This window comes from Paenibacillus sp. CMAA1364 (assembly GCF_054373195.1).
Genome location: NZ_JBITNB010000017.1, coordinates 22,903 through 36,939, shown reverse-complemented (window position 1 = coordinate 36,939; position 14,037 = coordinate 22,903). Strand labels below are relative to the sequence as shown.

The window sequence follows — 14,037 nt, the reverse complement described above, 5'->3', positions numbered from 1 at the left end:
ATTTCAATACTAAGGCTATGTCTTCTTACATTGTTATAGTAATATAGAATAGTTACTTAAATATCATCATGGTATTTCAATATAATTAGAAAAGTACGGAGGAGATTGGGTTATGGCACAGCGTAGCAAGCAAGACGTGTTCGAATATTTAGGACGGGCTGAAGTTGCAGCAGTAGGTACTTCCAACATGGGATTACCTCGACAGCGAATGATGCATTTCGCAGTGGATGAACAATTTAACTTCTATTTAACAAGCACAAAGGGTGATCCCAAAGTCATTCAATGGATTAATATACCAGAGACGGCTATATTAATTCACCAAGGTGCAACTTTCATGGAGATGGAAGAATGTGAAGTGATCGGTAGAGCAGAGGTATTGAAAGATGAGAAAGATCGTAATAAGGCCATTGAACTGCTTGTCAATCGTTCACCGATTGTAGGTCAATTCCATGCCATTGGTGCTCTAGATAGATTGGAGTTCATCATTGTGAAGCCATATACAGTTAAATATCGTCATGTGCCAGAAATACTCCAAGGCGAACCGCCAACCGTGTTTGAATTCGAACACAATCGTGAGAATGTCCATGTCTGGGATGATGTTAAAGCTAAGGCAAGAGCATGGAAAGAAGCCATCCGTCCGTTATCGCTTACAGCATCATTAGTACCTATTCTTTTGGGTGCGGCATTAGCATTTTCACATACAAATATGTTTAATTGGTTCACCTTTTTACTAACGCTCTTCGGTGCTATTATGATCCAAGCTGGAACGAATATGATCAATGACTGGAAAGATGCTGAACGTGATAGTGAGAATCGTACAGGTGTCCGCCCATTTACGGGTGGATCACGGATGATCCAACTCGGTTTAATATCCAGAGCAGATATGTGTTTCTTTGGGATCACCTTATCCACCAGTGCCGTCCTCATCGGGATATACTTAATTTTTGCTAGTGGACTTGGATTAATCCCATTAATTGCTTATGGTTTGATTGCAGGTATATTTTACACAGGTGGAAAAGGTAAGCTATCCTTCATTAATATGGGGACGGGTGTCGCTGAATTCTTGATTGCTACAACGTACGGGATATTGATGACGATGGGCGCTTACTATGTACAGACTGGACATTTCTCATTACAAGCATTCCTGATCTCGCTTCCAGTGGCTCTATTTATTAATAATGTCTTAATCATTAATCAGTTCCCAGATGAAGAGTCAGACCACAATTCACAGAAGAAAACATTGGTCGTTCGTCTTGGTAAGAAGAAGGCGAAGAATGTATTTATCCTAAGTTTTATCCTTGGATATGCGATCATCGCTGCTCTTCCTTTATTAGGGTATGCACCTTATTCGTTATACTTCTCATTTCTATCTATTCCATTTGCAGCACAGGCTATACGCTATGCGCAACAGTACTATGATAAGAATGCGGTGGATTTGATCCCAAGTAATGCACATACAGCAATTAACCATCTGTTCAGTGGTTTACTACTCGTTTTTGCTTATCTATTAAATAGCCTTAATATCATTTTACCTATCTTGTATTTCATTGCTTCGCTTATGTTAGTCTTTTGGGTCTGGAATTATATTGAACGACATAGAAAAGTTATGAATGATTTTAGATTGGCTTTTAAAAAGTAATATTAGATGCATAGCTCATGTGATAAGTAATGCCAAACCTCTTGTTTAATGAGAGGTTTGGCATTTTTTATGAACTGCAAGAATATATAAGTTTCACTTGATACTTTCTTATATCTTGGCAAACCGAATACCGTCCTTCAAAAGTATGGCGTGGCCAAGTCAACATGCATATTCAAATGCTCTTGGTTTCTGAAGAAATTGGAAACCTCGAGTGAAACGGGGGCTTTTCACATTTATATATCATACAAAAAATCGGGAAATGGGATATTTTTAAGTCTTCAATCGTGTTGTATGTAGCTGGTCATTCTTTATATTAATGTGCCAAGCTGCTACCGGATTGTTGTTCTTTCCACATCATCGTAATGACAAGACCAATAAACATAATGACAGCAGAAAAGAGATACGGATAGTTGATGTTCACATCAAATAATATACCGGCTAATGCAGGACCAACAATATTACCCAAGCTAGTATATGTTGAGTTCATTCCAGCGATAAATCCTTGTTCTTGTTCGGCAGATCTTGATAAATAGGTCGTCAATGCAGGGCGCAGCAAGTCAAATGCGAGAAAGATCAAGCAAGTGATTAGTAAAATGGTTAAATAGCTAGAAACCATAGTGGATGCTACTGCTAATACTACGCCAGCAATTAAGCATATCTGGATAAGTTTCTTTTCACCGAGTTTATCTACCAATTTACCAAACATAAAGACCTGAACGATAACCCCGAAGATGGCGCTTATTGTAATAATGGTAGCAATATCTCGTGGAGTGAAACCGAATTTGTGATCAGAATACAGACTAAATACCGTTTCATATGCTGATAAACCAAAAGCCAGTACAAATACAATAATAAAGGCAATAATATATAGAGGCTGAAGCGATCGTTTGAGATCAGTTACTAAGTTCGTCTCTTTTTTAAGATGACTGATTTCCAAAAGTTGCTGTTTGGTTAGTGGCTCTTTGAGAATAAATAGCGATGAAATACATGTTATTAATGCAAAGCCAGCAGCGAAGTAGAATGGAGCACGCACACCTAGCTCGGCAATGAATCCTCCAATACCTGGACCAATAATAAAACCGGTACTAATGGCGGCAGAAATATAGCCCATCGCTTTGGGTCTTTCCTCTACCGAGGTAATATCTGCAACAAAGGCAGTTACGGCAGGCATAATAAAGGCACCACTAATCCCTCCTAGAATTCTGGAGAAATAAAGCACGGATACATGAGTACCTAAACCAAAGATGATCTCCGATATACTGAAAAGGAATAATCCGATGACGATCATTTTCTTTCTACCATAAGTATCAATCCAACGTCCTGCAAGGGGAGACATAAGTAATTGTGCGAACGCAAAGGCCGCCATCAGATAACCCATCGTTTGACCTGATAAATGCATCAAATTCATAAAGGATGGCATGACAGGGACGATAAGTCCGACGCCTAGAAAAACAATGAATATATTACTTAATAGAATGAGTAAAACTGTCTTTTGTTCTCTTAATGGTTTCTTCATGAAATAATACCTCTCTTTTGTGAAATCATAGCTGTGAAATACCTCTCCAAAATACGGTCCAGGAGGCATTTAGTTTATCGTGTAAACGTTGTTCATTATTTCCATAAGCAAGTTCGAGCATGATCGAATCAACGATACCTAAAAAGGCAAGAGTAGGTATCGTTGCTGTATCTTTCATGATGGCTTTGGCATCGATCCATTCTTGGAATTTGCTTTCCAGTACGGTTTGAATTTGTTCTTCTGAGTCGATTACTTCCTCACTAATTGCTATTGCAAGATGGAGAGGTGGAAAAAAGGACATACGTAGCCAAAACTTTAACTGTTCGCTCTGTTGAAACAAATCAATGACCAATTGCAGATATCCTAATAAATCTGCTTTAGGATTATGGGTATCCACTGTACTCAAATATTGTAGTATCGATGAGATTTCTGTCTCTTTGGCATCGTGTAAAACTTGTAGAAATAGATCGTCTTTCCCCTTGAAATGAGCATAGAGAGATTGCTTTCTCAAACCGACATGCTCTGAGATTTGCGACATAGATGCTCCCTCATACCCATGGATTGCGAAAAATTTTAAAGCGACCTCTTTAATCTCTTTATGTTTCAATCGAATCACCTCTATATTAACGAACGTTCGTCAGTTATTCTAACAAATTTAATTTTTTTATACAATTGAAAATTTTAACATGATGGAGTCCACACTTTGTATCGTGCGGGTGAAGGACATGTTAGTCGTACATCAGCATATCAAAAAAATCGCCTAGTCATAAGTTCATGATCTGGGCGGTCTTAGTGTGCTATTGTTGTTTACCTTCGATTGCACTTAGCAAGACACTAGCCGCAATCCCTAGTCTGCGATCCAAGAGATGGCCGTGATCCATAGAGAAATCAAGTTCAATCTTTTGGATGAAAGGATTAAATCGTTGGTTAAAAGTAAGAACTTTATTGTGCCCCACTGTACCATGGAAAGACTGAGGAATGAGACTGGATAGAGATCTACGGATGAGAGCTAGCATCATATTATCTTCTGTAATAAGTCCAATGTTATGTTCATGAGTGTCAAGAATGATCCATTCATCCTTGAGGAACGATTTCATTCCCTTTCTTCTAAAGCTACCAATTAACTCGTTCGTTAGGGTGTCATAGACATCGTATGTAGCGGAGAAGTCAATCCTTGATCGTGATCTAATAACTAAGATTTCTTCTGTCATGTCATCTGAACTATATATTCTAATATCTTCCTTAAGTTTAAATGCCTTTTGTTTAACGTAAAAAGCTAGTCCGCCCTGAGAATCATAAATATGGAAGGCGTCGCCGAATATTTTAAACACTTTTTTGCGAATTAAATAGGTAGGATGGTTAAATCGATCAGTCATGAGTATAATTGCTCCTTTTTAATACCATTTATTCTTATTATCTCATATTTTTATATAAGATGGATCATGGAATTAATAAAATGTTTCTTACAATCCTTTTACACAATCATGCTAATCCATTAACAGTTCTTTTATACAATCAAGAAGCTGGTAAAAAAGACCTATATTACGTGATAGGAACAATGGAGGATGATGAGGTATGAAAGGAAACACGATGCACTTTTCTATGAAATGGAAGTTAATTATGAGTTTCTCTGTCATTGTTTTAATATTTTTGGGTGTGGCTCTATTTCAGAGTTATACAATAAAGCTTGTACAATCTTCGATGGTAATGCAGCGGACGGAAGTTGAGAAGACGATTACACTGTCACAGATGAGCCAACTGTTACAAGAATTAAATGCATTGGAGCATTCCTTCGTTCAATCTAGTGACCTACAATTTGCGGATTCCTTCAAAGAAACGCAACATAAGTTACAAACGAAATTAGCTAGTGTAGATTTTGAAGAACAATCTTCAGCGTACAGAAACGTACAATTGTTACAGAATCAGCTTAAGAAATATCGAGGGAATGTGGATGAATTAATTAACATGATGCAGACGCAAGTTAGTGAGGCAATGATGAGTCTTGAGGAAATCAGTAACTTACATATTGAAGCACTTGCGATGAATAATGCCATGTTAAATACGAATCAACAATTGTATATGGCAGCAGAAGAGAATGCTCAGAAGGCAGAAGATTATTCGCTAGATTTATTACAAAACACAACTATGTTTGCTGCTTATGCGGTTGCTTTCGTCATGATTATGACGCTTGTTATCGCCGTATTACTTATACGATCATTCTTATCACCATTGAATAAATTGCAATCTGCTGTTTATCGCATGTCAGAAGGGGATTTGCGCTATCTCATACATTCGCCATACCAAGATGAGTTAGGTCGGTTAAGTCATCATTTCGATCATATGGTGCAAAAGGTCAAAGATATGCTTCACAATACGCAATCCGCAGCATCCTTATTAGCAAATCAAGCAAATGACTTTCAACAATATTCCGCGATCACGGCTCACACGAATCAAGAAATCCTAAGGACTATTCAGGAGATATCTTCAGGGGCTATACATCAAGCTGAACAAACCGAGTATAGTGCAGAACTTATTCAAACGTTAGACCGTGGAATACATGAGATTACAGAATATACGCAGCACATGGTATTGACTAGTGAAACGGTTAATAGCAACACACGTAAAGGGTTTGTAGCAGTCACAGATTTGCGAGAGGTGTCCGAACGCTCCCGGGATTCATTAGCCAATGTCTATCATGCGTTAATCACGTTAGTTGCGCAATCGAAAGAAATATCAAGTATCACGAATTCAATTACAGATATCTCCAATCAAACGAATCTTCTCTCATTAAATGCAGCGATTGAGGCGGCACAGGCTGGAACCCATGGAAAGGGGTTTTCTGTTATTGCAAATGAAGTAAGGAAGTTGTCTGTACAAACGAAACAATCATCCGTACATATTGGCACGATCATCCATGATTTACAAAAAAGTATGGTCGAATTTCAAAAAGATATGCTTGTGACAAAAGAAAACTTTGAGATGCAGGACTGCAAAGTTGCTGAGACCCTTACTTGTTTTGAGAATATTGATCAATCGATAGCAGAGATGAGTAAACAAATGGAATATATTCACGATAAAGTTCAAATTACGCGAATGAATAATACCCAACTAACAGAATCGGTTCACCATGTAGCATCTATTGCTGAGGAGACGGCCGCGGGTGTACAGGAAGTAAATGCATCCAGCTTGGAACAAAATGAATCGATTAGCGAAATAGCGAAACAGGCTATTCAAATCAATGAAATTTCACAAATGCTTTTTCAAGAAATGAATATATTTAAGATGAATACGGATGAGATGGAAGAGACAAATGAAATTGTTGTCCTCAAAAGATGAATTCATTTAGAAATTAAGTTGCAATAATGTCATTGACGTTATTGTTGGTTTATGATAGGTTGGAATCATATAATAACTAATTCATATATGTATACTTGGTTTTAAAATAATTGTATTTTTGTGAGGTGGATAATGTTGCAACTTCAAGTCGTGAATAGCCCATTTAATCAAGAACAAGTCGATTTACTTAACCGTCTCTTACCATCATTAACAGGTTCACAACAGGTATGGCTTAGTGGATATTTAACGGCTAGCTCTAATGTGTATTCTTCATTAATATCAGAGGATAGCGTTCAAGCGGTGTCAGCAGTAACAGCAACGTTGGGTGCTACTAGTTCTGCTCTAGAATCTCGTGATGTTACAGTCTTATTCGGATCACAGACTGGGAATTGTCAAAGATTAGCGAAGGCCGTATCCCTTAAGTTGGAGGAACAAGGATATCAAGTTGCACTCTCGTCTATGAGTAACTTCAAAGCTAACACGCTCAAACAGGTGCAGAACTTGCTTATACTCGTAAGCACTCACGGCGAAGGGGATGCCCCAGATAATGCTTTACCTTTCTATGAATTCCTTCACAGTAAGCGTGCACCACAACTGAACAATCTAAAGTTCTCAGTCCTTGCCTTAGGAGATACATCATATGAATTTTATTGCCAGACCGGTAAAGATTTAGATAAACGTCTAGAAGAGTTGGGTGGCAATCGGTTCACACCGCGTGTGGACTGTGATGTGGATTACGATGATGACGCTGCGCAGTGGATAGAGAATGTATTGGCTGGATTACATACAAATGCAGGCGTAGGTCATGTAGATACGCAATCATTGACAGCATCCGAGGTTGCCCGAGAGGCGACAGCATATTCTAGAACACAGCCTTTTCCTGCGGAAGTGCTTGATAATGTCAATCTAAATGGACGTGGCTCAGATCGAGAGACTCGTCATTTAGAGTTATCTCTTGAAGGTTCGAATTTTCAATACGAGCCAGGTGATTGTGTGGGGATTTACCCTGAGAATAATGCTGAATTAGCGGATGCACTTATCAATCATATGAGATGGCAACCCGATCTACTTGTTCCAATTAATAAGAAAGGCGATGTCCGGTTGCTACGCGATGCATTACTACATCATGTGGAAATTACCGTTCTGACGAAGCCTCTACTAGAACAAGTAATATCCTTTACGTCTAACCACGAATTGAAGGAACTTCTAGAACCAGGTAATGAAGATAAGCTTAGGACGTATCTCTCGGAACGAGATTTGTTAGATTTAGTGCAAGACTTCGGTCCTTGGCAAGCTTCAGCTACTGAGTTTGTAAGCATTCTGAGGAAATTACCTTATCGTCTCTATTCCATTGCTAGTAGTTCAAAAGCTAACCCAGATGAGGTTCATCTTACGATAAGAACGGTGCGCTATGAAGTGAATGGACGTGATAGGTATGGTGTATGTTCAACACAATGTGCGGAACGACTGGAACCTGGTGACTCCTTACCGATATTTATCCATGAGAATCCTAATTTCAAGCTTCCAACGGATCCACAAATTCCGATCATTATGATCGGACCTGGAACTGGCGTAGCGCCATTTCGAGCCTTTATCGAAGAGAGAGAGGCTGCAGGATCGCAAGGGAAGAACTGGCTATTCTATGGAGATCAACATTTTGTTACAGATTTTCTCTATCAACTCGATTTCCAACGGTGGGTTAAAGACGGCGTACTAACACACATGGATGTCGCATTCTCTCGGGATTCGGATAAGAAGGTGTATGTACAACATCGTATGCTTGAGAAAAGTCAAGAACTCTACCAATGGATAGAGCAGGGTGCCAGCGTATATGTTTGTGGTGATGAGAAATACATGGCTCATGATGTACATAACACCTTGCTTCAAATCATTGAACAAGAGGGCGGGAAGAGTTCGGACGAAGCGATAGCGTATGTTGCAAAGATGCAACAAGAGATGCGTTACCAACGTGATGTGTATTAACACTTAGGGATGTATGTGAAAGGAGCGAGTAATGTATGACACTTAATAAGCCGGTTATAGTACAGGATGGGCCACCTAGTGACGTAGAAGATATTAAAATACGGAGTCGCTACTTGCGAGGCGAACTTGAAGAAGCTCTCAAAGATGGGATCACAGGGTCCATGTCGGATGATGAGAATCGATTGATGAAATTCCATGGCAGTTATATGCAAGATGACCGGGATTTACGTAACGAACGACATCGACAAAAGTTGGAAGCTGCTTATCAATTTATGGTGCGAATCCGTGCACCTGGTGGCATACTAACATCCGCGCAATGGTTAGAAATGGATCGTCTTGCACGTGAATATACTACGGGCTCTATACGTATTACAACACGCCAAGCAATCCAATTCCACGGCATCTTGAAATGGAACCTGAAGAAAAGTATTCGAACGATAAATGATGCATTATTAACGACATTAGCTGCTTGTGGTGATGTGAATCGTAATATTATGTGTAACCCGAATCCATATCAATCAGAGGTTCATGAGGAAGTATATGATTGGGCGACAAAGATAAGTAATCACCTATCTCCACGTACCAATGCTTATCATGAGATTTGGCTAGATGGTGACAAGGTAATAGATACAGATAGAAATGAGGAAGAGATTGAACCTATCTACGGAAAGGTCTATCTGCCCCGTAAATTCAAAATTGGTGTAGCCGTGCCGCCGAACAATGATATCGATGTCTTTTCTCAAGACCTTGGTTTGATTGCCATCTATGAAGATAATCAGCTCAAAGGATTTAACGTAGCGGTTGGTGGTGGAATGGGTATGACTTATGGTGATACGCAGACTTACCCGCAGTTAGCTAGAGTTGTTGGGTTCTGTACTCCTGAACAAATTATTGATGTGGCAGAGAAAACAGTGATGATCCAAAGAGATTATGGAAACCGTTCGGTACGCAAATATGCTCGATTCAAATATACGATTGATCGATATGGTCTAGATTGGTTTATCAATGAACTACACGATAGACTCGGATGGAAGCTTGAAGAAGCAAGACCGTATTTTTTCAAACATAATGGTGATCGGTATGGGTGGATAAAAGGAACAAATAAGAAATGGTATCTGACCCTTTATATTCAGAGCGGTAGAGTGGAAGACCAAGAGAACTATCCACTGATGAGTGGATTGCGAGAAATTGCCAAAATACATACAGGTGATTTCCGTCTTAGTCCCAACCAGAACCTTGTTATTGGCAACGTAACGAGTCAGAATAAGCGTAAGATTGAGGGAATTATTGAAGCCTATGGGCTTACGGATGGACTGCATTACTCAGCTTTGCGTAGAAGTGCTGTTTCCTGTGTAGCTCTTCCTACTTGTGGTATGGCTATGGCTGAAGCGGAACGCTATCTTCCTAGTCTACTTGAGAAAATAGAGCCTATGCTAGCAGAAGTAGGACTTCATGATGAGGAGATCAATATTCGGATCACAGGTTGTCCAAACGGATGTGCCCGTCCAGCGTTGGGGGAAATTGCCTTTATGGGTAAAGGTCCAGGTAAATACAATATGTATTTAGGTGCTGGATTTGCTGGTGAGCGATTGAATAAAATGTACCGAGAGAATATTGGTGAGGAAGAGATATTATCCATCTTGAAGCCGATGTTTCATCAATTTGCGGAAGAACGTTTAACGGGAGAACATTTCGGTGATTTCGTTGTCCGTGTAGGTCATGTTAAGGTTGTTCAATCCGGACTGGATTTCCATGATTAGGTTATAAATATGAAGTGTAAAATTATTAGGAGTGTCCTTTACGAAGATTAATCTTCGCAGAGGACACTCATTTTTAATATAGATCATAGTGGTAGATGTAACCCTACGTTTACAATGATTATGATACGGGTAATAGATAATAAGTCTATGTATAAATATCTTCTTCCAAGCGTTAAAAACGATGGGATTTGTAGAAAGTCGATGGATGGCTGAGGGATTAATGAATAATGAAGTGCTTTTAACGAAAAATGGTGGAAATTTGCCATTTTTATTGATTATTTGTACAATCTTTTGTATAATCGTTCTTGTTGATTTTGCATATGAATTATAGGAGGTTATCAATTTTGGGAAAAGCTTTGATTATTGGCGCTGGCGGCGTATCTAGTGTGGTAGTGCACAAATGTTGCCAGAACCCGGATGTTTTTGAAGAGATTTGCATAGCAAGTAGAACAGTATCTAAATGCGAAGATCTAAAAAATAAATTGGCCGGAGGCCGTACGATTATTCACACGGCTCAGCTGGATGCTGATAATACTGATGAGGTAATTGAGTTGATTAAGAGTTTTGGACCCGATGTTGTAATCAACGTGGCTCTCCCTTATCAGGACTTGACCATTATGGATGCATGCCTTGCAACAGGTGTTCATTACGTGGATACTGCTAACTATGAGCCACTAGATACACCGAAGTTCGAATACAAATGGCAATGGGATTACAAAGAAAGATTCGAGAAGGCAGGTATTACTGCACTGCTTGGAAGTGGATTTGACCCAGGCGTTACCGGTGTTTTTGTAGCACATGCTCAAAAACATCATTTCGACGAGATTCACACGATCGATATTGTGGATGCGAATGCTGGCGATCATGGCTATGCTTTTGCAACGAATTTCAATCCTGAGATTAATATCCGTGAGATTACAGCTAAAGGTCGTTATTTCGAGAATGGCGAATGGATTGAGACAGAACCACTTTCTGAGAAAAAGGTCTATGATCTTCCAGAGATCGGTCCGAAAGATATCTATCTGTTGTACCACGAAGAATTAGAGTCTTTGGCAGTTAATATTAAAGGTGTTAAAAAGATTAGATTCTGGATGACGTTCTCTCAGAATTATCTTAATCATTTAAAAGTGCTTGAAAATGTGGGGATGACCTCCATCGAGCCGATTCTATATGAAGGTAAAGAGATTGTTCCTCTGCAATTCTTAAAGGCGATTCTGCCAGATCCGGCTTCACTGGGTCCAAGAACAAAAGGGAAAACAAATATCGGATGTATCATCCAAGGAATCAAAGACGGGAAACCTAAGACATACTACGTATACAACGTTTGTGTACATGAAGAATGTTATGCAGAAGTAGGTTCTCAGGCGATTTCATATACAACAGGCGTTCCTGCCATGATTGGTGCAATGATGATTATCAAAGGCATCTGGAAGAAACCTGGTGTATATAATGTGGAAGAATTCGATCCAGATCCATTTATGGAAGCATTAAATAAGCATGGATTGCCTTGGCAAGAAGACTTCTCGCCAACGTTATTGGATTAAGGGATTCGACATGAGTATAGATATTGATATTCGTGCGCTACCGTCCCCCTGTTATATCGTGGATGAGAGACTACTCATCAAGAATCTTGAGGTTCTGAATGCTGTTCAAGAGCGTACGGGAGCTAATATTCTGCTTGCGTTAAAAGGATTCTCCATGTTCTCAGTCTTCCCTTTGGTAGGTAAATATTTAAAGGGTGTGACTTCAAGCTCATTATTTGAGGCCCGACTTGGTTATGAAAAGATGGGTAAAGAAGTACATGCGTATGCGCCAGCTTACATTGACAGTGAATTTGATGAACTCCTTGGTTATGTTGATCACTTGGTATTTAACTCCTTTGATCAATGGCTTAAGTTCAAGGACAAGGTGCAAGCTGTTGATTCCAAAACGATAGAATGCGGCATCCGCGTTAATCCTGAATATTCTGAAATTGAGACACCTCTATATGATCCTTGTTATGATCATTCTAGACTTGGGGTGACACTCGCCAATTTCAGAGCTGAGGATCTAGATGGTATTGACGGGATTCATTTTCATACGATGTGTGAGCAGAACTCGGATACACTGGAGCGTACAGTGAAAGTAGTAGAAGAGAAATTCGGAGAATACATCAAGGATATGAAGTGGCTTAACCTAGGTGGCGGTCATCATATCACAAGAGCTGATTATGATATTGAGAAGTTGATCCAGACGATCATCCATCTGAAGGAGAAGTATTCAGTAGACATATATCTTGAGCCTGGTGAAGCCATTGCATTGAACACGGGATACCTTGTGGCTACAGTGCTTGATATTGTGGATAATGGCATGAATATTGCGATATTGGATACATCTGCTGAATGTCATATGCCTGATGTCCTTGCAATGCCATATAGACCGAATATCATTGATGCCGGTGAATCGGATGAATTCGAGTATACGTACAGACTTGGTGGAATGACTTGTCTTGCTGGTGATGTTATCGGTGACTATTCGTTTAAAGAACCTTTGAAGCCAGGAGATAAGCTGGTATTCTGTGATATGGGGCACTATACGATGGTTAAGAATCACATGTTCAATGGTGTGAATCTTCCTTCGATTGCAACATACAACGAGACCGATGGGATTAAAGTGATTAGACAATTCAGTTATGAAGATTATAGTTCCCGCTTATCCTAATAAACGTAGATCAACGCTTAACGGCAATTTATAACGCCGTTAAGCGTTTTTTCTTATGAAAAGGTATAATTTCTGGCGAAATCCACAAACTCATTACGTAGGGAATGTTGGGTTGAATCTTGTTGAGTAGCTATGACGCAATTTAGTTGGCTATTCATATTCTCAGGAATAGGAAGATATTTAAGAGTTCCAAGTTCAAGTTCAAGTTGCACGCTCTGTTTGGGGAAGAATGTAATATAGTTGCCTGCTTGTACAGCTAGTTTAATGGTTTCTGGACAATCCATCTGCATACGTTCCCATACGTGAATATTATTGTTGTCAGACCATTTATCCGTAAATGTCTTCACAAAGGTCCCTTCGGCATGTTGGATGAAGAATTCCTCGCCAACATGCTGTGTTTCGACTTCTTGCATATTAGAGAAACGATGATTGCGTCCGAAGATAATGACTAATTCATCATCTAATAAAGGTTCTATTATCGTTGACTCATCCTTAATGAATTGATGTTCGCTGGAATGAATAATAGCAATATCAATATTACGATCCTTTAACATCGTTCTAATCATCTGTGTTGGTTGTATCGTTACATGAAGTTGAATGCCAGTATAACGAGTAGTAAAGGCAGTGATTAATTCAGGTAAAGGATAAATACCACTTCCCCAATCCGCACCAATCCGAAGTATTCCTTTATCCAATAATGTGAAATCTTGAATCACCTTTCTGGCTTCCGTAGCTAGTCCAGTTATTTTCAACGCATAGGGATATAGGGCTTTCCCTGCTTCCGTTAATAGCATACGCCCTCTCTTGGATTCGAATAGAATGGTGCCAAGTTCCTCTTCAAGACTCTTCATATGAAATGTTACTGAAGGCTGCTTCATATTCATTTCTCTTGCAACATCGGTTACTTTCTTATATTTCTCCATATGCACAAGAATCATTAATTTAACGATATTGATGTCCATCACACCCCAACTTGTATTGATAATATCAATCTAATGCTCGTATTCATTATAGATAAAATCTATAAATAAATATAGTTTATATATTGATATTTATTATTCAGTTTACATAGTAACGATTTTGACCAAATGATTGAGAATTAT

Annotated in this window: 10 protein-coding genes; 6 read left to right on the top strand and 4 right to left on the bottom strand. The window is 39.2% G+C overall.

Translation table 11 applies throughout. The annotated features are described in order from the left end of the window. Positions 1 to 112: 112 nt before the first annotated feature. Entirely contained in the window at positions 113 to 1,639 is a 1,527-nt protein-coding gene (gene menA, locus ACH8E3_RS11145) for a 1,4-dihydroxy-2-naphthoate octaprenyltransferase (protein WP_458632710.1), read from the top strand. A 313-nt stretch (positions 1,640 to 1,952) separates the two neighbouring features. On the opposite strand, the gene ACH8E3_RS11140 is transcribed toward menA, so the two are convergent. The 3 genes from ACH8E3_RS11140 to ACH8E3_RS11130 all read right to left on the bottom strand — a co-directional run bounded on the left by ACH8E3_RS11140 (position 1,953) and on the right by ACH8E3_RS11130 (position 4,531). Then, positions 1,953 to 3,155 (bottom strand): MFS transporter, encoded by a 1,203-nt coding sequence (locus tag ACH8E3_RS11140; protein ID WP_458632709.1) that lies wholly within the window; start codon positions 3,153 to 3,155, stop codon positions 1,953 to 1,955. Positions 3,156 to 3,180: 25 nt separating this feature from the next. Beyond that, positions 3,181 to 3,771: a TetR/AcrR family transcriptional regulator gene (locus ACH8E3_RS11135; protein ID WP_458632708.1), complete on the bottom strand. Its 591-nt coding sequence runs from the start codon at positions 3,769 to 3,771 to the stop codon at positions 3,181 to 3,183. A 181-nt stretch (positions 3,772 to 3,952) separates the two neighbouring features. Continuing rightward, the gene (locus ACH8E3_RS11130; RefSeq protein ID WP_458632707.1) at positions 3,953 to 4,531 is read right to left on the bottom strand and encodes an LURP-one-related family protein; all 579 of its coding nucleotides are present in this window, start codon (positions 4,529 to 4,531) and stop codon (positions 3,953 to 3,955) included. Positions 4,532 to 4,730: 199 nt separating this feature from the next. Between ACH8E3_RS11130 and ACH8E3_RS11125 the strand changes: the two genes are divergently transcribed. The 5 genes from ACH8E3_RS11125 (at position 4,731) to nspC (ending at position 12,934) form a co-directional block, all read left to right on the top strand. Beyond that, positions 4,731 to 6,491, top strand: coding sequence for a methyl-accepting chemotaxis protein (locus tag ACH8E3_RS11125; protein ID WP_458632706.1), 1,761 nt, complete (start codon positions 4,731 to 4,733; stop codon positions 6,489 to 6,491). A gap of 135 nt (positions 6,492 to 6,626) precedes the next feature. Continuing rightward, positions 6,627 to 8,474, top strand: coding sequence for an assimilatory sulfite reductase (NADPH) flavoprotein subunit (locus ACH8E3_RS11120; RefSeq protein WP_458632739.1), 1,848 nt, complete (start codon positions 6,627 to 6,629; stop codon positions 8,472 to 8,474). Between the two features lie 35 nt (positions 8,475 to 8,509). After that, complete coding sequence (cysI, locus tag ACH8E3_RS11115) at positions 8,510 to 10,234, top strand: assimilatory sulfite reductase (NADPH) hemoprotein subunit (protein WP_458632705.1); 1,725 nt, start codon at positions 8,510 to 8,512, stop codon at positions 10,232 to 10,234. 344 nt (positions 10,235 to 10,578) lie between these two features. Further along, positions 10,579 to 11,778: a saccharopine dehydrogenase family protein gene (locus tag ACH8E3_RS11110; protein ID WP_458632704.1), complete on the top strand. Its 1,200-nt coding sequence runs from the start codon at positions 10,579 to 10,581 to the stop codon at positions 11,776 to 11,778. Between the two features lie 16 nt (positions 11,779 to 11,794). Further along, positions 11,795 to 12,934 carry a carboxynorspermidine decarboxylase gene (gene nspC / locus ACH8E3_RS11105; protein WP_458632738.1) on the top strand — a complete coding sequence of 380 codons (1,140 nt, stop codon included), beginning with the start codon at positions 11,795 to 11,797 and terminating at the stop codon, positions 12,932 to 12,934. A 53-nt stretch (positions 12,935 to 12,987) separates the two neighbouring features. Here nspC and ACH8E3_RS11100 read toward each other — a convergent pair whose 3' ends face one another. Next, positions 12,988 to 13,896, bottom strand: a complete 909-nt coding sequence (locus ACH8E3_RS11100) for a LysR family transcriptional regulator (RefSeq protein ID WP_458632703.1) — start codon at positions 13,894 to 13,896, stop codon at positions 12,988 to 12,990. Positions 13,897 to 14,037: the final 141 nt, after the last annotated feature.